General features: G+C 40.2%; 18 protein-coding genes. 2 read left to right on the top strand and 16 right to left on the bottom strand.

The window, feature by feature from the left end; translation table 11 throughout:
* Nucleotides 1–263 precede the first annotated feature (263 nt).
* From HGJ91_RS07110 to HGJ91_RS07095, 4 genes are all read right to left on the bottom strand, one after another.
* On the bottom strand, nt 264–1,643 hold the full coding sequence (locus tag HGJ91_RS07110) for a phospholipase D-like domain-containing protein (protein ID WP_291347020.1): 1,380 nt from the start codon (nt 1,641–1,643) through the stop codon (nt 264–266).
* Nucleotides 1,644–1,779: 136 nt separating this feature from the next.
* Nucleotides 1,780–2,874 carry a hypothetical protein gene (locus HGJ91_RS07105; RefSeq protein ID WP_291347019.1) on the bottom strand — a complete coding sequence of 365 codons (1,095 nt, stop codon included), beginning with the start codon at nt 2,872–2,874 and terminating at the stop codon, nt 1,780–1,782.
* A 44-nt stretch (nt 2,875–2,918) separates the two neighbouring features.
* A complete protein-coding gene (locus HGJ91_RS07100) occupies nt 2,919–3,554 on the bottom strand; it encodes a hypothetical protein (RefSeq protein ID WP_291347018.1) in 636 nt (211 codons plus the stop codon).
* Between the two features lie 126 nt (nt 3,555–3,680).
* The gene (locus HGJ91_RS07095; protein ID WP_291347017.1) at nt 3,681–4,250 is read right to left on the bottom strand and encodes a hypothetical protein; all 570 of its coding nucleotides are present in this window, start codon (nt 4,248–4,250) and stop codon (nt 3,681–3,683) included.
* A gap of 95 nt (nt 4,251–4,345) precedes the next feature.
* Here HGJ91_RS07095 and HGJ91_RS07090 point away from each other — a divergent pair, with 95 nt between their 5' ends.
* The gene (locus tag HGJ91_RS07090) at nt 4,346–5,359 is read left to right on the top strand and encodes a WYL domain-containing protein (RefSeq protein ID WP_291347016.1); all 1,014 of its coding nucleotides are present in this window, start codon (nt 4,346–4,348) and stop codon (nt 5,357–5,359) included.
* A 60-nt stretch (nt 5,360–5,419) separates the two neighbouring features.
* Here the strand turns inward: HGJ91_RS07090 and HGJ91_RS07085 are convergent, their stop codons facing one another.
* On the bottom strand, nt 5,420–5,767 hold the full coding sequence (locus HGJ91_RS07085) for a hypothetical protein (RefSeq protein WP_291347015.1): 348 nt from the start codon (nt 5,765–5,767) through the stop codon (nt 5,420–5,422).
* 464 nt (nt 5,768–6,231) lie between these two features.
* Here HGJ91_RS07085 and HGJ91_RS07080 point away from each other — a divergent pair, with 464 nt between their 5' ends.
* Nucleotides 6,232–7,470 (top strand): DEAD/DEAH box helicase, encoded by a 1,239-nt coding sequence (locus HGJ91_RS07080; RefSeq protein WP_291347014.1) that lies wholly within the window; start codon nt 6,232–6,234, stop codon nt 7,468–7,470.
* 18 nt (nt 7,471–7,488) lie between these two features.
* Here HGJ91_RS07080 and HGJ91_RS07075 read toward each other — a convergent pair whose 3' ends face one another.
* From HGJ91_RS07075 to HGJ91_RS07025, 11 genes are all read right to left on the bottom strand, one after another.
* The gene (locus tag HGJ91_RS07075) at nt 7,489–8,037 is read right to left on the bottom strand and encodes a hypothetical protein (protein WP_291347013.1); all 549 of its coding nucleotides are present in this window, start codon (nt 8,035–8,037) and stop codon (nt 7,489–7,491) included.
* Between the two features lie 98 nt (nt 8,038–8,135).
* Nucleotides 8,136–9,773 carry a sodium:solute symporter gene (locus tag HGJ91_RS07070; protein WP_291347012.1) on the bottom strand — a complete coding sequence of 546 codons (1,638 nt, stop codon included), beginning with the start codon at nt 9,771–9,773 and terminating at the stop codon, nt 8,136–8,138.
* 12 nt (nt 9,774–9,785) lie between these two features.
* Entirely contained in the window at nt 9,786–10,073 is a 288-nt protein-coding gene (locus HGJ91_RS07065; RefSeq protein WP_291347011.1) for a hypothetical protein, read from the bottom strand.
* A gap of 118 nt (nt 10,074–10,191) precedes the next feature.
* The gene (locus HGJ91_RS07060) at nt 10,192–11,817 is read right to left on the bottom strand and encodes an AMP-binding protein (RefSeq protein WP_291347010.1); all 1,626 of its coding nucleotides are present in this window, start codon (nt 11,815–11,817) and stop codon (nt 10,192–10,194) included.
* Nucleotides 11,818–12,150: 333 nt separating this feature from the next.
* Nucleotides 12,151–12,822, bottom strand: a complete 672-nt coding sequence (locus HGJ91_RS07055) for a response regulator transcription factor (RefSeq protein WP_291347009.1) — start codon at nt 12,820–12,822, stop codon at nt 12,151–12,153.
* 101 nt (nt 12,823–12,923) lie between these two features.
* Nucleotides 12,924–15,125 (bottom strand): cache domain-containing protein, encoded by a 2,202-nt coding sequence (locus HGJ91_RS07050; protein WP_291347008.1) that lies wholly within the window; start codon nt 15,123–15,125, stop codon nt 12,924–12,926.
* A 160-nt stretch (nt 15,126–15,285) separates the two neighbouring features.
* Nucleotides 15,286–15,768 carry a GNAT family N-acetyltransferase gene (locus HGJ91_RS07045; RefSeq protein ID WP_291347007.1) on the bottom strand — a complete coding sequence of 161 codons (483 nt, stop codon included), beginning with the start codon at nt 15,766–15,768 and terminating at the stop codon, nt 15,286–15,288.
* A gap of 15 nt (nt 15,769–15,783) precedes the next feature.
* A complete protein-coding gene (locus HGJ91_RS07040) occupies nt 15,784–16,779 on the bottom strand; it encodes a radical SAM protein (RefSeq protein ID WP_291347006.1) in 996 nt (331 codons plus the stop codon).
* A 1-nt stretch (nt 16,780) separates the two neighbouring features.
* Nucleotides 16,781–18,208 carry an amidophosphoribosyltransferase gene (purF, locus tag HGJ91_RS07035; protein ID WP_291347005.1) on the bottom strand — a complete coding sequence of 476 codons (1,428 nt, stop codon included), beginning with the start codon at nt 18,206–18,208 and terminating at the stop codon, nt 16,781–16,783.
* On the bottom strand, nt 18,189–21,431 hold the full coding sequence (carB, locus tag HGJ91_RS07030; protein WP_291347004.1) for a carbamoyl-phosphate synthase large subunit: 3,243 nt from the start codon (nt 21,429–21,431) through the stop codon (nt 18,189–18,191). Before carB ends, purF begins: the two co-directional genes overlap by 20 nt.
* A partial coding sequence (locus HGJ91_RS07025; RefSeq protein ID WP_291347003.1) for a gamma-glutamyl-gamma-aminobutyrate hydrolase family protein occupies nt 21,418–21,930 on the bottom strand: 513 nt, incomplete at its 5' end. The genes carB and HGJ91_RS07025, both read right to left, overlap by 14 nt.

Genomic DNA, 21,930 nt, shown 5'->3' with positions numbered 1-21,930 from the left:
TGATGACTTTATGGCTCTGATGCCGCAAAATGTTGACAAGACCCTGCTTGCAGGTCCCGCCGTTTAAATTTATATCTGATTTTCACACGCCTTGAGGGTGTGGTTCCTTAAGCGCTTACATCTTATACATCAAAAAATTTATAGGGCTCGAATCGCGGAGAATAATTTTCAAAATCTGCAACTATAAATTTGCTATATTATATCGTTGAATTCAAAAAAATGTCTTTGATTAAACTTGTCAAGAAATATAGTTGCACAATTTGTTATGTGATTTTCACAGCACCATATGTCATTGTTTCTATGGCATAATTCAGCATTTTCACAAGGTCTTTTGTGTGGGAACAAGTTGAATATTTTTTAATATTTAAAGGGTATTTATTCATGAATGATTTTGCAGCATGTTTATTGGTTGAAATTTGACCTTTTACAAAATAATATTGGAGGTTTTCAGCAAAAGATTCTTCGAAATCAGATGCACTTATTGTGTCTGACCAAACATTTGGAACAGATGCTGTTATAACGCCAACAATTATGCGTTTACGAAATTGTGGAATTTTAAGTTTGTCTTCTAACCTTTCATACCAATCATCCCATGCCATTAAGGTGTCTTCACAACTCCAATTAATTATTTCACCATTACTATCTTTTACATGCTGATCAACTACATATTTTTCAATATCTCTTGCAATACTAGTGATATAAATTTTAATGTCATCTTTATAATTTTCAATTACTTTGAATAATGATTTGTAATATGGGGATCTTTTTTCAGATTTCTCATCAATTACTTCCTCTATATTTTTTCGTTCATCAGAAGGTGCCCAAAAGCCATAGCATGTTTCTATGCAGAATTTTTTCCACGACAAGTTACTGCTTGCTTTCGGAAGTAATAATTTCTTTAACTTATTACTGTTTGATATTAAATTTTCTAAGGATAATGAATTGTTAATTTTTGCCCCAATAAGTGGATTGATATTTTGATCTATGTCCCTAATTTCAGGCGATAGATTCAATGGAAAATTGAAAGGATTATTGTCTTTTTTTTCATAGTACATTTCGCCATCTAATAGAACTTGTCTTAAAGATGATGGTTTTATGTTGAAGTCACTATGGCCAATTTGTTCGGATGAAATCTCTTTAATGTAATTCCAAACTTGATTTGCCAACAGATTAATTTGTGAATGTCCTTCTTTTTTAGCTTGCCCGCAAATGGCCATTTCTTCATTTTTCGAAAATCCATAATTGGTGAAATTTATTGATCCCAATATGAGATTAATACTTGTTCTAGATTGACTAATAATGCACTTTGAGTGAAATAATTGTCCATCTTTTGCCAAAAACACACCACTTTTAGAATCAAATTTTTCATGAATTTTTACTGCAATGTGGTCTATCTTTTCTCTTGCAAGTTGGTTCGAAGAGTACCCACTTGAATGATAGTCAAGATAGATTGAAAAATGTAGTTTATCGACCTTGTTACCATTTTTCAACATATAATCTAATATGTTATCAATAAAGTCAATATCAGTATATGCTGAGATAATTTCAACTGATTGAACTTTACCTTTAAGTTGAAAAATTGATTCAAAAGATAGATTGTTTAAAATTTTTGTAGATTTTATTTCCATATTGAAACGCTTCATTTTTTATAGATTTCCATTACCTTAAACTCAAACAAATAAATAAATCATATAAATTAAAACTAAACATAGATTACATATCAATATTTTACATCAAAAATAATTTATTAGGAGATGGCTTCCGGTTTTGTTTTTATTTCTAAAATTCATTTCCATCAGGTATTATCATCTTCTGACAATGGCTACATACCATATTCAGCTTTTGGACATTTCCTTTAAAAAGAAATTTATTACAATGAGGGCAGTGATATTCTTTTAGCGTTTGAGAAGGGATTGTTGGGTATAAGGTATTTAAATTGTCGATTTTCCCTTTGACCAGAATCAGATCATCAATTATCGAAAGTACATCTTCATATTCACATGAAGATACGACATGGTTTTTTTCAAATGAAACAACAACCTTTTTAATTATTTCAAGTTCAGCTATTTCAAAATTTGTCTTCAATAAAGTATAATATATGAGTTCTATTCGTACTTGATCGATTTTTTCCAATGCCTTAACTATGCCAACTTTTTGAATAAAAAAAACAAATGCTTTTCTCTGTAACCATAAGTCATATCCACCAAAATCCGGCGTACCATCCGGACAATGCAAAGCGATTTTTTCTATTAGTTCTGTGTCGCTATGATATTTCCACAAATATGTTAAAGAAAAATATACCAATGGGAACAGGGCATAAAACCTTTCCCATTCTGTTTTGGGAGTATTTGCTATTGGGTCCATTATACCTGTTTTTTTAAGTCTCAATAATGAATCACTTTTCCTTTTATTTTGCCCTTTTATCCACCAATCATAGTAGAAATTTAAGAGATTTAAGGAGTCTTCTATTAGTTCCGGTTTGCCAGAAATACAATTGTCCCATTGCCGATTATTTTGATAAATTTCTTTATCGCTCAGCTTTTTTCTTATCCTTGACACGTATTGTTTGCTGTCCAAGCTGCTTTTTTTTAGAACAGTATTAACTATGTCATCTCCAAATATTGAAGTTATTTTTTTGTAAAGAACATTATCAACCCCAGATAAAATATATTTTTCATACAATCTGCATAAAATGATCCCTGCATAATCGTTTCGGCATTCAAATTTTTTGGCTTCATCTACAACTAAATAAAGATTACTTTCTTCTTGCAAATAGTTTTCAATATTAAAGCCGTCAATTTTTGTTTTCTCACCCTTATATGCCAACTCCAAAGCTGGTATAAGCACCCCGCCTTCAAAGCAATATCCACACATTTTTTAATCCTGTTATTATGTTTTATGTTTGTCAGACCTTAGAATCAATATAGGTCTACTTCAAAAAGGATTTGATCAGAGTCATTCTTATCCTTTGTGGACAACAGTGTTCGAACGGGTTGATAGCTTGAACACACTGATTTAAAATGTTCAAAATCCACAGGATAACCCAACTTTGAAAAAGGAGTTTCTGTATCACCCCACTGGTTGGTATATTCAACAATAATTTTATTCAAAACAGCTTTTTTTGTAATGGGTTCTATGGCCAGTGGATCTATTGATTTATTTTCCGTTGAAGGATCTCCAGCGGAACACCGTAATGTCCCATAACCCTTATAGAGCTGCCCGAGTTGTAAATATTTTTCATATTTATTCAACCAATTAAAATGAAAAACTGTGAAATTATTTTCAACCTCAATAAGATAATGATAACAGCCTCCATGCTGTTCATTCTTGAATCTTTTTACAGGCTTGAAGGTGAACTCATAGATATTGCTGATAACATGAGACAAAGGAACAGGATTCTTGGATGTGGTTTCATAAAAATCCAAATATATACAGGGTAAAAATATAATCTTGTCCCCTAATGCAAATATTTTTTTTAAGATGTGGCCGGTTTCATAATCGAATTGAATTTCATCAATAAATAACTTTCTTTCATTATTTTTTAAATGAGTCATCGTCCATCATTCCTTTAAAATTTTAATTGATTAAATTCATTATACACCTAATTGGCAGGTGTTTCGAGCCCTTTTATATTTTTATTTTACGATTGCTTTTGGATTAGCTTTCCAATAAATTTGATGCTACATGGGAACATCGTCATCGTCATCATTAAAATCTACTGCTTCAATTTCATCCAGGGTGTCCTGGGCTGCCTGGGATACATTAATATCTGAATCTGCCTTTAATTTTTTTAGAATGAAATCTGATGTTTCATCATTTTCTGCTAATTTAAACCTTATCGTGGGATCTGCTTGTTGATAGAGTTTTTCACACAACCAATCTTTTTCGCAAACTTCATGCTCGTCTGTTAAATCAGAAATGTTATCCACGATGTCAGTTAAAATTTCAGAATCACCAGTGTTTATAAATTGTTCAATATCTTCTTTCCTCATTAGTGATATGAATTGATCCCGGTCAATCATAGATCGAATAACCTCTATTTGGGAGTCAGATAAAAGAAGCCTAACCGTTTTAGCATGAAGATGATTTTGCGATACAATATTTGACCTTGTATCTGCTGAAGGCGATTGAGCCAATTCGTGAAAAATATCTTTGGTTCTTTCACAATCGTTCAGGGCATATGATATTTCATTTAACTCTCTATGTCCAAGCTCTAACCTGACGTTGTTGATAATAAGTTCTGCTTTCATTTTGTTATCCCCCTTTTTTTATTGTTTAATTCATATTATCATGACAGTATTCCATGGGATGGAACGACTCTTCACTTATTTTTGAGAGGGACATCATGACCAAAAAAATCAAGCCCGATAAAGATCATGGGCAAAAAGTTATTGAATTATTTTTTAAACTATACTTTTCTCCTTATGAATATTCATTGACTGAGCTTTCAAGGGAACTGGGGTGTTCAAAACAAACAATCGGGCGAATTGTCGATAAAATAAACAGCTCCACTGAAGGCATTAAAATCGAAGATTTTATTAAGGATAGAAGACGGATCTTTAAGATCAAGAAAGAGAAAATTCCTGCTAAAGAAATGAACTTGAGTCAGTCAGAATATGGAATTTTGCAGATGTGCTGTGCTTTTACCAAACACTTAATTGGAAAAGAAATATTTGACCAGGCTTTGAATGCTCTTGGTAAAAGTCAGATCTTGATAAAAAATAGAGAAACCGTTTCTGCTAAACATTTTGGTGCTTTTACCCCTGGAACAATCGATTATTCGGGCCACCAGGGAATAATAAAAGATGTAATAATTGCCATGGAAAACAGCAAGGTCTGTAAAATCACTTATAAATCCATATTGAATCAAGAACCTAAAATATTCTATATCAAACCATTAAAGCTCTTTTCCAAAGACGATATCATTTATTTACATGCTCAAATGGCCAAAGCCCCCGGCAAAGTATATAAGGCACCTAAGTTTGATCCCCTGCTGGTAATTCACAGGATCGAGGCCCTTGAAATCACAGAGACACCCTTTAAATTCCCTGATAATTTTGATTTTGAAAAGTCGTTTAATCGAACCTTTGGTGTTATCAAAGAAGATTCTTTTCAGGCAAGGGTGGAATTCACCGGTTATGCTGCCAAGCATGTAAAGGAAAGAATCTGGAGTCACGACCAAATTATAAAAGGAAAAAAGGGTGATAAGGTCGAACTTACATTTACTGCGACATCTTACATCGAAACTCTTTCCTGGATACTTTCATATGGTCATGAAGCACGGGTACTTGAACCGGATTGGTTCGTGGAGGAGATGCAGGGGGAGATCAATAAGATATATGAATCATATAGACTCTGAAAGGGGGTCATTTTTCGGTTGTAAAAAACAAACTTAAGGTTGTCCACGTTTTACGACTGGTTAGCTTATTATTTCAAATATTTTCTCTATAATATATGTATATTCTTCTTCATCCCCTTCTTCCCAACGTGTAAAATACTCACCAACTTTTATCTTCTTTGTGGGTAGATTTATTTTGCTCGTAGCATATCCAGAATCTGCGCCATAATCTAACATTAGTGTCTTTTTGTTCGTTGTTGCTGTTATGATAAAAGGATATCTGTCGAGAACATCTTCACTTTCATCAACAACATAACCAAACATTTCTGTATCAGTCAGAAGGTTATTTTCATGATCAACCAATACGGAAAGAATGAAATGTTCTATTTCGTTCTCTGTATAATTTGCCTTAATTCTGACCAATTTCATTTTACTTCCTTAGTTTAAAATTTTTGAAAGCTAAGTAGTTGCTTGTGCGGATCTTTTTAACTTTTAAATTTTAATGATATCCGAGCAAACAAATTAAAAAAATACATTCTGGAAATCTATATCAACATCTTTGAAGGCTGTAAAGGCATTTCAATAATTCAACTTAGGTGGAAATATAATTTAATCAAGAAGGATATACCAAAAGGTTCTTTATTGGAGACTTAGATTATTTTAGAAAACTCAATTTTATTCAATTTTTTATATCACTTAGCACAACGCAGAATTTGAATCCAATGAGTTGCAACCCACATCCCGACCGGGTTATAGCAAAATAATTATTTTTAATTTTCGTTTTTAAGAAGTAGATTAAGGGTCTTTTGCATGCAATTGTCCGGTTCTGATATTGCATTTTAAAGAATTTTTTTGTATTTTGGGACTTTAACTTGAATTATAGCAGAGACCCCATGAAATTTGACACTTACCATATATCATCCGCTATCAAAAGAAATTTGTCAGAGTTTGGATTTAAACGTCCTACTGACATCCAGTATAAGGCTATTCCTTCTATCATGAAGGGAGAGGATGTGCTTGCCATTGCCCAGACAGGTACAGGGAAAACAGCGGCATTTGCCATTCCCATAATTGATAAGATTCACAGGGCAAAGAGCTCAAAGCGGTCCTGGGGAATTAAATGTATTATCCTGGTACCCACAAGGGAGCTGGCCTCTCAAATCGGGTCCGTATTTGATGATTTTTCAAAGCACACCAAGACAAAAACATTTGCAGTTTACGGCGGAGTTGGACAAGACCCTCAGATTAAAAAGCTTGCCAATGGAATAGATGTGCTTGTGGCAACACCCGGACGAATGTTTGACCTGATCAGCCAGGGGGCTATCAGCCTGAAACGAGTGGATACTCTTGTACTGGATGAAGCTGACCAGATGCTGGATCTTGGATTTATCAATGATATCAAATCAATAAAAAGAAAGCTTTTTAAAAAACATCAGACGCTTTTCTTTTCTGCAACAATTAATAAGGAGATTAAAAAGCTTGCTTTTTCCCAGGTGAAATCTTCTGCCATCAGGATTCAAATTTCCCCGGAAGATCCGGTTTCCAAAAACGTATCCCATTTTGTTATGTTTGTTGAAATGGATGATAAACGCTTTTTTTTACGAAGATTCATCAGTGATAACCCAGAAGCAAGGATCATTGTCTTTGTCAGAACCAGGGTTCGGGCGGAACGGGTGGCAAAAGCCCTTGAAAGGGGTGATATAAAGTCTTCAACTCTTCATGGGGAAAAAGATCAAAAGGAGAGGACAGAAGTGATGCGCCTTTTTAAACAAGGCAAAATAAATATTATGATTGCCACGGATGTCAGTGCCAGGGGCATTGATATTCCCGATGTTCACTATGTCATTAATTATGATCTTCCGGAAAAGAGTGAAAATTATGTCCACAGGGTGGGAAGAACAGGAAGAGGGGTTAATAAAGGGAATGCCCTCTCCTTTTGCAGCAAAGAAGAAAAAGAACGCCTTGAAGATATCCAGCAGTTTTTAAATAAAAAGATTCAAACCATACCCGTCAGCAAAAAAGAGTATACCTATACCCTCTCTTTATCCAATGAGGCCCAAAGCATTCAGGAATTAATCCAGGAGCAGGAAGAGTGGGAAAAAAAGAAGAAAAAACGAAAGAAGAAAAACTAGTTCGGTAAAAGCATCGACTTATACCCACAGATATAAGAAACACCCGATATAGATTATCGTAACAGATGTGGCAATAAACATTTTGATATGGGATAATTGAAAGGTCTCTTTCATTAACAGAACATTCACAGCAAAACCATATAACGAAAAGCAAATAGTCAGACCAATCATCAAAGGCATATTACTGCCGGTTTGAAGGGCCGCTATAAAGGGTGCCAATGGCCACAGGGAAATAGATGCAGCACCCATATTAAAGTATGACAGCATAAAATTTGCTTTTCCGCCGATAGCTTTTAGGAAAACCCAGAAAAAGAGTGATGCACTGGCATGCATTAAAAACGCTATGGGGATGCCCGCAATAATAATTTTTAAGGCGTTAAAAGAAGAAGTATCCAATCCTTTTTCAACTAAAACGATTTTGCTGAAAAAAAAGGCGGAAAATCCGTAAATGAATCCCAGAATGACTACATTAATGATGCAGCAATATTGCAGTTGTTTTATGTTCAGCTTTTTTATGGGGGCAGTATCGAATTGAAGAAGCCGGATCATGGAGTTAAAATAGTTCATACGGGTTTCCTTTTTTGGTTACAGTCCCCGAGAGTTTATCATATCCTCGGGGGGACTGCAACTAGGCTGAACTCAGAAGGAGAACACCTTTTAAAGTTTTAACTCCAGGGTTGGAGACCCCAGAAAAATATAGCGATACAAACAGCAGATACAATTAAAGGCCAGGTAATACCATTATACCTGGTTTCTTCATAATCTGTTCCCCAGCCATGGATTCTGTCAATTACTTTTTTGTCTGCCAATGTGGGAGCAAAGGCTTTGAACATGGACAGTCTGTTAAAGACAATGGACAGGATGATAAACATGGCAAAACTCAATGGTATGGTGACCATTCCGCCGGACATGCCAAGTGCTGCTACAAGGCCGCTACCCACACAAATAGAGGGGATGACATGGGGAGAGATCAGAATAAAAAGAAATCCGCAGAAGAGTGAAGTGACCATTAAAGCAAGCTTATTGGCTTCTTTCCACCACACCCCCAGTAAAATAGCCGGGGTGGCTGTGGTGGCAAGGAGCCCGAATGCCCAGAGGATACTGGTCACCAAAAATTTTGGCGGGCTGAAAGCCATGAGAATGGCAGCAGCTCCACCCATGAGAAGGGCCGCATAGCCCCATTTCATTTTTTTAGAAGTTTCCATATCAGGAGCAATGATTCCCAAAAGGTCTGATCCCACAAGCCCTGCAATGGCCATAAGGTTGCCACCAATAGTGGAAAGCCCTGCAGCCACGGCACCGCCCATAACAAAGGCAGCAACAAGTGTCGGGTTGTAAAATACATTGAGAATCAAGAGGGTCTGGTCAGCCTTTTCAATTATCCTGCCTGTGGTGGCGGTAAAGAAGTTGCCTGCAAATCCGACTACATAGGTTCCTGAGAAAAGAAGACCCAAAAAGATGGCAAACCATACAACTGCCCAGCGGGCACTCTTTACAGAGGAAGAAGTAAATACTTTCATGGCCAGATGGGGTAATGCAATGGGTCCTAAGGTAAACGCGGGGATCAGAGCAAAATACCATCTAAAATCATATTTCATATCAAAAAAAGTGGGGATATTTTTAATCATATCCGGAACCATGTCGCCATAAGCCAAAGGCGGGAACCACCATCCGGATGATCCCATGATTTTCATGATGGCACCCATGGGAACAATCATGGCAATGGTCATGACAACCATCTGGAAGGCTGCATTATAGGTGGCGCCGTACATACCGCCGATGGTGATGAATCCGACAGTTGCAATTCCTGCAACAATGATGGCAGTATTATACGGTACGCCAAAGAGAAGCTCGAATGCTCTTCCCAGACCGATCATCTGGCCCAGCGCATACATGATCATGATTAGGATCATCCAGCAGACAATAATGATAGTGGACGGTTTCCCATATCTTTGCCTGATAAAGGTAGCGGGGGTAAAGGCCTTCATCCGCCTTAAACTGGTCCCGTATAAAAGGGTGAGCAAGGGGATGGAGATGGCCCATTGAATCCAGAGATAGACAAAAGGTACCTGGAGTTTTAAAATCAGGGCAATGACGCCTAAAAAGGTCGCAAGACTAGCCCATGTGGCTGCCATTCCCAGACCATTGGTAACAGGCCCGATGGAAAATCCTGCTGCGTAAAAATCTTCATCAGAAGTGGTTTTACGGCTGGCCATATAACCCACAGTATAGAAAATAACAAAAAGGATAAAAACAATACCGATTCCTATCCATACATTACTTAACGCATATTCGGCTGGCATATCATGGTCTCCTTATTTATCAATTTTTTCGGTTTCAGTGACAGGTGGAAGTGAATTGACATAGTCTTCCATTTCGTCATCAAATTTATTACACATGACGGTCATGGCCAGACAGACTGCCGCAACCCCAAACCACCCCAAAAGGATGGGAACAATGTATTGAGTAGGGAATCCCCACAATGTGCCTTGCTGGAGCCCTGGGAAGAGAACGAAAATAGATGCTGAGTGGCCCACTAAAAGCAGTAAAGCAGAAAACACAAGAGTGAGTGTAATTTCTTTTTTATAGAGTTTTTCTTTCATGGAAAAGCTTCCTTTTTTAATAAATATAATATTTAATTTTTGTGGGCACCCTCCAGTAGATCGGGTATGGGTGCCCGCAAAGTTAGCCTGTTTTAACCATTTTGCTTATAGTAAGGTTTTATCTGCCCCACTCAGAGTCTCTCAAGTCAATTCGGCGTATCTTACCGCTGATGGTTTTAGGCAATTCTTTTACAAATTCTATTTTTCTTGGATATTTATAGGGTGCAGTGGTCTTTTTGACATAATTCTGCAATTCTTTAACCAGGTCATCGCTGGGTTCATTATTTGGAACAAGAACTATAAAAGCCTTCACTACTTCACCACGAGTCTCATCCGGACTTGAAACAACGGCAGATTCTGCAACAGACGGATGCTCGATCAGGGCGCTTTCCACCTCAAATGGTCCGATCCTGTAACCGGAAGACAAGATAACATCATCAGATCTTCCTACAAACCAGAAGTATCCGTCTTCATCCACATAGGCTTTATCGCCTGTGAGATACCAGCCCGGAATAAATGCAGACGCTGTCCTTTCAGGTTCTTTCCAGTATTCTTTAAAAAGGCCTACCGGTTTTCCGGAATCTATTTTTATAGCTATTTCACCTTCCTGGTTTGGCTCAAGGATATTGCCCTGATCGTCAATAACATGCAGGTCAATACCAGGGGTTGGTTTTCCCATGGAACCGAAACGAGGTTCAATGCAGGGGAAACTTCCGGCAAGAAGAACCGTCTCAGTCTGTCCGTAACCGTCTCTGATAATACATTCGGTGGCTTTTTCCCAGACATCAATGATCTCCGGGTTTAAGGGTTCACCGGCACCAACACAATGTCGAAGTGTCGGGAATTTGTATTGTGACAGATCCTGCAATACCAGCATCCTGTAGATAGTGGGCGCACCGCACATGGTAGTGACCGGATATTTAGCCAGTAAATCAAGGGTGAATTTTGGATCAAACCGGTCTGTGTGATGGATAAACTGGGCAGCTCCCTGGTTCCATGGGCCAAAATAGCTTGACCAGGCAGCTTTAGCCCAACCTGTATCAGATATATTCCAGTGCATGTCTTCAGGTTTCAGATCCAGCCAGTATTTTCCGGTTACCTGGTGTCCGAATCCATAGGAATGGGCATGTAATGCCATTTTGGGAAATCCTGTTGTGCCGGATGTAAAATAAACCAGGCAATTGTCTTCAGCTTTCGTTTTAGCTGTTTCAAACTCATCAGATGCATCTTTCATGGCATCGTCAAAAAAGACCCATCCATCTTTGGCAGCTTCAATAACAATTTTTGATTTTACAGTGTCGCATTTGTCTGCTACCTCATCAAAAGCTGCTGCAATCTCAGGATTGGTAATGATACAGGCAGCATTGGATTTAGTGGCACGAAACTCCAGATCTTTTGCGGTGAGCTGTGTGGTTCCAGGAGATATCATGGCACCGCAGCGGATACAGGCTGTGAAAATGATCCACCACTCAATATTTCTGGGAAGAACCACAATGACAACATCGCCCTGCCCGATCCCCTGGGCTTTTAAAACATTGGCCAGTTTTTTTGAGGCAACACTGATATCGTTAAAGGTTTTTTTGATCTCAGTCCCATTGTCATCCACCCATAGCATGGCAAGCTTTTCTTTATCCTGGGCCCATTTGTCAATGACTTCACCGGCAAAATTGTAATATTCCGGGACATCCCATTTGAAGTCTTTGTACTCTTTGTCGTAGTCGGTCATATTTGGTTGTATAGTCATAATATATCTTACCTTTTTCCTTTGAAGTAGAGTTAATTTTGGCTTCTTTAAGTGTTAAAACCAGTTAGAAAATGCTTCACCTCCTTTTTGTTCCAATAATATGGTTTTATAAAAATATATTTTCCAGCCTTAACCGGCCAGCCTTCTTAATTTAAGTGTTTTCAACACGAGCTTCAAAATTTTCACAACATGAAATAAGTGCCATCTTTGGTGTATTAAAGAAGAAGAAATTAAACAATCGGTGAAAACCGGATTTTGAATGTAGGTGATTTTGCAGAATTTGTGGGTAAAAATAGTATTTCAATGTAGGTTTGAGAACCTACAAGGATAGATTTAATCAAGCTGGGTACTGATCTGGCCGGTCTTTTCAAAATGCACGGCACATCTAATCAGTTCATTGGCGTGCTTTAAATTAAATTTGTTTTTTATTCTTTCTCGATAGGTGCCTATGGTTTTAATGCTTAAAAAAAGTCTTTCTGCAATATCTCTGGAAGAAAAGCCCCTGCCAATCATTTTAAAGACCTGCAATTCTCTGTCTGTCAATCGGTCAACGGGTGTTTTCTTTTTGGTTTCCGGGGTGCCGGAAATATTGGAAAGAATATGTTCTTTCACTTTTTCATTGAGATAGATTTTCCCTTCAAGAACATGGTGAATGGCTGTGACCACAGACTCCATGGCTTCCTGTTTCATGATATACCCTTTGGCACCGGCATGCAGTGCCCGTTCAGCATATAAGTATTCGTCATGCATGGATAACACCAGAACAGGAATATTTTTGTGATATTTTTTGACATATTTTACAAGGTCAATGCCGTCAGATTTTTTTAATGTGATATCTGCAATAATGAGATCAGGTTTTAAGGTTTCTATTTCCTTAATGGCAGGATCCACATCTTTTGAATCGCCAAAAGCAATAAAGTCATCTTCCTGATTGATCAGTTCGGCAAGCCCCAGTCTGAAAATGGGATGATCTTCAACCAGCAGTATTTTCTTTTTATTTGGCATAAATCATCTTAATCATATTTCAATGTTGGCTGAAAATAGCACTTTTAAAACGTTCATGCAATGGTTAAACTATGATTGATATTAAGCAAAATCTCAGCGGTTCAAGTGAAGGCATTTAAAGGTAAAGCCAGATTTACCCGTGTGCCTGAGGTATCATCAGAATTGATCAGCAAAGAGGCGCCGATAAGTTTGGCCCTGTGATTCATGATTCGTAAGCCCATGCCGTTTGTTTCCTTTGATGGGTCCATTCCAGCCCCGTTGTCCTTTACACTGAGAAGAAATAGATTTTCCTGTATTTTTATTATGATTTCAATTTTGTCTGCCTTCCCGTGACGAATGGCATTCTGAACAGCCTCCTGGGCAATATGGTACAGGTTGATGGTCACCACGGTGTCTCCTACAGGAATTTTTTCCCGGCAGTCAAGACTGCAGTCCATTCGGTGCATGATCCGGGTATTGGTCACAAGCTCCTGCAATGAAGCTTCAAGGCCATTGTTAAAATAAACCGGGCAAAGTCCCCGTGCCAGGCAGCGTGTTTTATAAGTGGCTTCCTTTATTAAATCCGTTATTTTATCCGACAATTGACCTGCTTCTTTCGACTGCCCTTCAACTTTTCGTTTCAGCACCTTGGTTAACCCTTCAATCCCGATTAAGTGGGGACAAAGATCATCATGCAGATCATTCCCAATTTTTTGCCGCTCTTTTTCTCCTATTTCCACAAGAGCCTTTTCAAGGCGCTTGACGTCTGATACATCCCGGTGTGTAATCACCGATCCCACGGGTTCTCCGTTCTTATCCCGGTAGACCGATCCTCTGGTGGTCACATCAATAAGCCTGCCGTCCTTTGACGTTCTTTGGGTTTCGGTTCGCGGCAGCACTTTGCCCTGTAGGATTGTTCCGATTCCTTCCATGGTTTCTTTCCAGTGCCCCTGGGGAACAAAATGATCCATTTTTTTCCCCATGCTGTCTTCCAGCGTATATCCAAACACCTTTGTAAATGCAGGATTCATATAGGTGACATTTCCTCCCATATCATAAACTACAATGGGATCAGGTGTTGCTTTCATAACAGACCAATATTTTTTTTCGCTTTCCTGCAGGGCTTCCTGGGCCAGCTTTCGCTCTGCAATCTGGGCTTTAAGATTCTTGTTATGGGTTTCAAGCTTGTCCATAAAGGAGTTATAGTAAAATGTGAGCTGCCCCACCTCATCATGGGACTCCATTTTAACCAGGCGATTGGAAAACCCATCGATAATATCTTCATTAAATCGGTTCATCAGCTCCCGCAAGGGTTTTGTGATAGTGGAACTCAAGAGAAAGGTGATGGGAATAAAAATAATCAATGAGGCAAATCCCACGATAATGATAAAGGTTTTAATGGTATTCAAAGGAGAGAAAAACTCATCCAGATAACTGGAGGAGGCCACAATCCATTCATATTCCGGAATATAGTTAAAAAGAACCAGTTTTTTCCTGAACCGTTCATCCATGGGGTTTTTCCATGGATAAATCATTTTTCCATTCTTTTTTTCCAGCATTTTTTTAAAAAAGCGACTGGAAAAGTTTTGGTCGGAAAACACATTGATCCCGGAAAGTTCAGGATGGATAATCATATTTCCTTTGGCATCCATGATATAGGAATACCCGGTTTTTCCAAATTTTAAACTCAAGATACTTTCTTTAAAATCATTGATATTGACAAGCTTGCTGAATTCTTTTCGATAGGAGGATACAGTAATCATCCAGTCCCAGGGTTCAAAATAGCTCAGGTAAAGAGCCTTGGGTCTTGGCATCGAATCATCTGGATTTTTCCAATAATATTCAATATATCCGTTCTTTTTGGCAATCATTTCCTGTACAAATTTGTGGTCGGAAATATCCAAACCCTCCAAAGATTTTTTAGGATGCTTGAGTACCCTGCCCGTACCGTCCAGAATGCAGATATAGCCGGTTGTTCCGATTTTCTGGGAAAGAATAATATCTGTAGCCCGTGCCTTGGCTTCTTCAAGACTGATTTCACTGGCTGCCTGCAGATCATAAAGGTGCTGAATGATTTCATGATTTTTTTCAGCCGTTGCCCGCAGATGATTTTTTATGGATACGGATACGGCGGTTTTTACATTATTCAATATCGCAGCAGTAGAGTTTTGAAGCTCGCTTTCAATATTTTTTTCAACACTTTGTTTGACAATGGAATAAATGATCAGGCTTGCAAGGCTCATGATTACAAAAAATGTGGAAGAATAGATAAACAGCAGTTTATATCGGATACGGAAGTTTTTAACGATATGGAACGGGTTCATGTTATATTCCCAAGGGTTATTAAATTTATTGAGGCCAAAAGATTATTATCCCCAAGTTCTCTCATAGCACTTCATTTGTTGTTAAACTTATAGCCTATTGTTTTATTTCAGCTAAAATAGAATATTGCAACCCCGGAACTGATAAAGTATTTTTTTGGGGTTAAGAACAGGCTATTTCTTTTAAAGCCTTGCCGGACAGCCGGTATCGAATCCATTCATCCTGGGGTTTGGCCCCCAAAGATTCGTAAAATCCAATGGCTGATGCATTCCAGTGCAATACAGACCACTCTATCCTGCCGCAGTCTTTTTCCAGTGCCAGACAGGAGAGATGTTTCAGGATCTCTTTTCCAGCCCCACAATTTCTGTATTCAGGAGAAATGTAAAGGTCTTCTATATAGAGTCCGTTTTTACCCTGCCATGTGGAGTAGTTAAAAAAGTAAACCGCATGACCAATGGGAACCCCGTCGGCTTCACATGTAATTACATGGGCGGTGGCATTTTTTCCAAAAAGAGTTTTTACAATTTGTTCTTTGCTGGTTTTGACTTTATGTTCAGCCTTTTCTTCCTTTGCCAGTTCATGTACAAAGCGCAGAAGCAGTGCTGCGTCTTCAATGGTCGCCTTTCTGATGGTTATTTTTGGCACAGCTTACCCCTCTTTTTACATGGAAATTTCTTCTTTGAGCATGCAGCAGGCAATTTGATGCTCAGGATCGCCTTTTTTATTGTAAGAAAGATTTTTGGGCTGAATCATTTTATTCATGACGCAGCCCTCCGGGATGACAAGGCCGAACAGGTCTTTTTCATTGATCTTTGGTGCGGCAATCAATCTGTTGTTTTTTATTTCATATGAATGCAGGGGAAAGTCTTCGCAGACAGGGCACTGGTACACCCTGCCATTGGGAAATATAAAATAATTGTCAGCCACATTGCCCGCGCATTGAAATATTTCGTCATTGTCGAGAAACACCTTTGGGTAGGTTACAACGATGCCATGGCCGGCAATTGTTTCCGCCACTTTGGGAATGGTGGAAAGCCAGGTTTCTTTTGATACCTGGAGTTTTCCATCCAATGTTGATGACTTGCCTCTCATGCCGACTACCTGGATAAAAAACCGTTTAATACCAAGACTTTTAACTATATCCGGCATCAATTCAAGTTCATGAATATTCATATCTGAAACCGTATAGATCATTGAACAGGAAAAGTCTTTTTTCAGAGCCTTTTGGATGCCTTCCATTACTTTGTCATAGCATCCCCTGCCTCGGATAATATCATTGGTTTTTTTTGTGGCACCATCCAGGGAGAATGAAAGAAAGTCAATATCATCACAGGAAATTTTGTCCAGAATGTCGTGGAATAAATACCCGTTGGTATCAATGGTGATGGACTTGAATCCAAGATACTTCGCTTTTTTGACGGCCAGGTAAAGATCCGGATGAAGGGTGGGCTCTCCCCCCAAAAAAACGACATTGGTCTGCCGGGCTTTTTTTGAAAAAAGGGTGAGCCAGTTTCGTATGGTTTCAATATCAAGGGTGTTGGTCCCGTGTTGATTTTTATTAATATAGCAATGGGTACAGGAAAGGTTACACTTTGTTAAGATGTGAAAAAAGAGATTGGAAGAATTCTTTGAAAATGCAACGGTTTGTTTTTGCATATTATCCCATACACTGTTTGGTAAAATTTGGATCAAATGCAACCGGGTAATTTCCGTCAAAGCAGGCCTTGCAAAAGTTCAGTTCCGGATTTTTTACCCCTGAAGCTTCAAGCATGCCTTCAATGGAAAGATAATGTAAAGAATCAAGACCCAGATATTCCCGTAGTTCATCCAGGGATTTTTGCGCTGCAATTAATTCACCTTTTGAAGAAAAATCAATGCCGTAATAGCAGGGGAATTTATGAGGTGGACATGAGATACGCATATGTATTTTTTTAACCCCAAGCTCACGCAATGCCTTGACGCGGGTTTTTGCGGTGGTGCCGCGAATGATGGAATCTTCAATAATGATGATTTTTTTGCCTTTGATCAGCTCTCTGACCGGATTGAGCTTCACCCGGACGGCAAAATCCCGCATGGACTGGGTGGGCTGGATAAAGCTTCGTCCCACATAATGATTCCTGATCATGCCCATTTCAAAGGGGATGCCCGATTCTTTTGCATACCCGATGGCTGCATAATTGCCTGAATCCGGGAATGGCATAACAAGATCAGCCTCCACAGGGGCTTCCTGTGCCAGTCGCCGGCCATGGGCCTTCCTCATTTGATAGACATTTTTTCCGTCAATGGTGGAGTCGGGTCTGGCAAAGTAGATATATTCAAAAATACATAAGGATTTATGTTTGGCAGCCTTGGGATGCTTGATGCTTTTAATACCGTCTTCATTAATGATGACAATTTCCCCGGGATCGAGTTCCCGGATGAATTCAGCCTGGATCAGGTCAAAGGCACAGGTTTCAGATGCCAGGACATAATGGCCGTTTAGTTTTCCAAGGGCTAAAGGTCTGAAGCCATTCGGGTCTTTCATGCCGATGATTTCACCCTTACAGGTTAAAAGGATCATGGAATAGGCCCCTTCAATTTTTGAAACAGCCTTTAAAATCGCACTCTCATAATCCCCTTTAATCAGATTTTTAATGAAAAGATGAAGGAAAACCTCTGAATCCATGGTGGTCTGGAAGATGGAGCCCTGTTCTTCCAGCTCTTTTTTCAGGATATGGGCATTCACCAGATTCCCGTTGTGGGCCACAGCATAGGAGCGGTGCCTGTGGTTGACAACAAAGGGCTGGGCATTGGTTAAAACGGAATCCCCGGTTGTGGAATACCGGACATGTCCAATGGCAGAACCCCCTTCAATTCGTTCTAAGTCCTCAATGTTAAAGATGTTATGGACAAGTCCCATGCCTTTATGGGAGAAAATTTTATCATTTATACCCCGGTTCACAGAAATGCCGGCGCTTTCCTGCCCCCTGTGCTGGAGGGCATAAAGGCCGAAATAGGTTATTTTAGCCGCTTCGGGATGCTTATACAGTCCAAATATACCACATTCATCTTTGGGCTTTTCTTTCTCAATTATTGGATTGTGCATGTTTGTTTTCCTGGTGATACAATTGAATGGGGTTAACACTAAGGCCTTCTTTTTTAAGGGCCTGGATAGCACTGCAGATGGTCTTTGCCCCATCTGTAGTGGTAGCATAAGGAATTTTATACTTAATAGCGGCACGTCTTATTTCATATCCGTCCCGCTTGGTCTGGCTTGATGCCCCAGTGTTTAAAATCAATTGAATTTCATTGTTTGTTACAGCATCCACAACATGGGGGCGACCGGCAGAGACTTTTTTGACAAGTTTTGTCGGGACATTGCGCTCTTTAAGGAACATGGCGGTTCCTTTTGTGGCTATGATAGTGAATCCCATCTCATGAAAGCTTTTGGCAACCGGCAGTGCAGCCATTTTGTCCTTGTCCTGGACACTGATAAAGACCGTACCTTCCGTTGAAAGTTTTTGTCCGGCTGCAAACTGGGATTTGGCAACGGCAGCCCCGAGATCCTTATCAATTCCCATAACTTCACCCGTGGATTTCATTTCAGGCCCGAGAACCGGATCAACATTGTCAAATCTGTCAAATGGCATGACTGCTTCCTTAACACAATAGTAAGGAGGGATCACTTCCTTTGTCAGTCCCAGTTCATCAAGGGTTTTACCCAGCATGACTTTTGTGGCAAGTTTGGCCAGAGGGACGCCGATGGCTTTGGAGACAAAGGGAATGGTTCTCGAAGCCCTTGGGTTGACCTCAATAATGTAGACCGTGTCATTCATGATACCAAACTGGATGTTCATTAACCCTTTAACGTTCAGTTCTTTGGCAATGGCCCTTGCGGCATGGGTCATTTCATCAATATGATTTTGAGAAATAGAGTATGGCGGCAGTACGCAGGCAGAGTCACCAGAATGGATACCGGCCTCTTCAATATGTTCCATCATACCGCCAATGATGGTTTTTTCACCGTCACAGATGGCATCTACATCCAGCTCAAAGGCTTCTTCAAGGAATTTATCAATGAGCACCGGCTTGTCAGGAGACGCCTGGACAGCCAGATTAAAGTATTCTTCAAGGTCGTTTTCATCAAATACAATTTTCATGGCGCGGCCGCCTAAGACAAAAGAGGGACGAACCATGACCGGATATCCGATATCTCTTGCGACGCTTTTTGCTTCTTTATAGCTGAAAGCAATGCCGTTTTCAGGCTGGCGCAACCCCAGTTTGTTGAGCATCTCCTGGAAAAGATCTCTGTCTTCGGCCCGGTCAATGCTTTCAGGACTGGTTCCAATGATGGGAACGCCTGCCTTCTGAAGATCCGAGGCAAGGTTCAGCGGGGTTTGGCCGCCAAACTGGACAATCACCCCATGGGGTTTTTCCTTTGCAACAATGTGAAGGACATCTTCCCTTGTTAAGGGTTCAAAGTAGAGCTTGTCAGATGTGTCATAGTCTGTGGATACGGTCTCAGGGTTGGAGTTGACCATGATGGATTCCACCCCCTCTTCTTTCAGGGCAAAAGAGGCATGAACACAGCAGTAGTCAAATTCAATGCCCTGGCCGATTCGGTTGGGTCCACCGCCCAGGATAATGACCTTTTGTTTGTCCGATACTCTTGCTTCGCATTCTGTTTCATAGGTGGAATAGTAATAAGGCGTGGCTGCCGAAAATTCTGCTGCACAGGTATCCACCAGCTTGTAAACCGGGACAATGCCAAGGTCTTTTCGTGTCTGCTCAATCTGTTTTTCCGTCAGATGGGTGAGGTGTGCCAACTGTTTATCCGAGAAGCCGTATTTTTTGGCTTTCTCAAAGAGATCCCGGGGAAGATCTTTTCCGGCAAGCGTTATCTGTTTTTCAAGATCCACGATCTGTTTCATCTGGTTGAGGAACCAGGGGTCAATCCCGGTCATTTCATAGATCGTAGTGATCGGCATACCGTGTTCAATGGCATATTTTATATAAAACAGCCGCTGGGAATTGGGTGTGGAAAGTTTATACTCCAATTCATTGCCGCTGACACTGCCGGGAAGCGGATCTTTGCCATCTCCCCCAAACCCTGCCCTATCGATTTCAAGGGACCGCAATCCTTTTTGAAAGGCTTCTTTAAAGGTTCTGCCAATGGACATGGTTTCCCCCACGGATTTCATGGATGTAGTCAGAATGTCTTGGGTTTCAGGGAATTTTTCAAAGGTCCATCTGGGGATTTTGACCACGCAATAATCAATGGAAGGCTCAAAACAGGCAAGGGTTTCACCGGTGATATCATTGGGAATTTCATCCAGAGTATACCCCACCGCCAGTTTGGCGGCAATTTTCGCAATGGGAAATCCCGTGGCCTTGGAGGCCAGAGCCGAGCTTCTGGATACCCTTGGGTTCATCTCCACAACAATAAGATCCCCGTTTTCCGGATTGACGGCAAACTGGACATTTGATCCCCCCGTATCCACACCAATTTCTCTCATAATGGCAATAGAAGCATCCCGAAGTTTCTGGTATTCCTTGTCCGAAAGGGTCTGGGCAGGGGCCACAGTGATGGAATCACCCGTGTGCACGCCCATGGCATCCACATTTTCAATGGAACAGATGATGACCACATTATCCGCATGATCCCGCATGACTTCCAGCTCATACTCTTTCCAGCCAAGCACTGATTCTTCCAGCATGACCTGGGTATTGAGACTGGCGTCAAGTCCTGCCTTTGAAAGGCGGGCAACCTCTTCCATATTATAGGCAACCCCGCCGCCTGTTCCGCCAAGGGTGAAGCTGGGTCTTACAATAATGGGAAAGCCAATGCGCTTTGACACATCTTCAACCTCCTGCATATTGGTGGCAAATCCGCTTTTGGGTATTTTTAAGCCGATCTTGTTCATGGCATTCCTGAAAAGTTCCCGATCTTCAGCTTTGTTAATGGCCTCTTCAGAAGCCCCGATCATCTCAACATTATATTTTTCAAGAATACCTGTTTTAGCTGCTTCAATAGCTGTGTTCAAACCGGTCTGACCGCCCAGGGTCGGCAAAAGAGCATCAGGCCTTTCCTTTTCAATGACCTTGATAACGGTTTCAGGGGTGACAGGCTCAATATAAATCTTGTCGGCAGTTTCAGGGTCGGTCATGATGGTGGCAGGGTTTGAATTGATCAGTATGACTTCATACCCTTCCTCTTTCAGGGCTTTACAGGCCTGGGTTCCTGAGTAATCAAATTCACAGGCCTGGCTGATAATAATGGGACCTGCACCAATGATCAGGATTTTTTTAATGTCTTCACGCTTTGGCATTTTCAATCACTTTTGCAAATTGGTTAAAAAGATAGGCTGAATCATGGGGCCCCGGGGATGCTTCGGGATGATATTGTACGGCAAATGCCTGAATACTATCATTTTTAAGGCCCTCAAGGGAATCTTCATTCAGGTTAATATGTGTCATGGCGGAATGATCCTTGCCAATGGTATTTAAATCCACTGCAAACCCATGGTTCTGGGAGGTGATTTCAACCTTGTTGGTTGAAAGGTTTTTAACCGGCTGGTTCCCACCTCTATGACCGAATTTGATTTTCATTGTTTTCCCGCCCATGGCAATGCCGAGAAGCTGCATGCCAAGACAGATGCCGAATATGGGAACAAAGCCCAGGAGTTTTTTTATGGTATCGACGGCATAGGTCACAGGTTCCGGGTCTCCCGGGCCATTGGACAGAAAAATGCCGTCAGGGTTCAGATGCTTAATGGTATTTGCATCTGTTGTTGCCGGAACCACAAGGACTTCACACCCTGCTTTTTC

The organism is Desulfobacula sp., assembly GCF_014237455.1.
Lineage (GTDB): Bacteria > Desulfobacterota > Desulfobacteria > Desulfobacterales > Desulfobacteraceae > Desulfobacula.
This window is presented reverse-complemented; position numbering and strand designations above follow the sequence as displayed.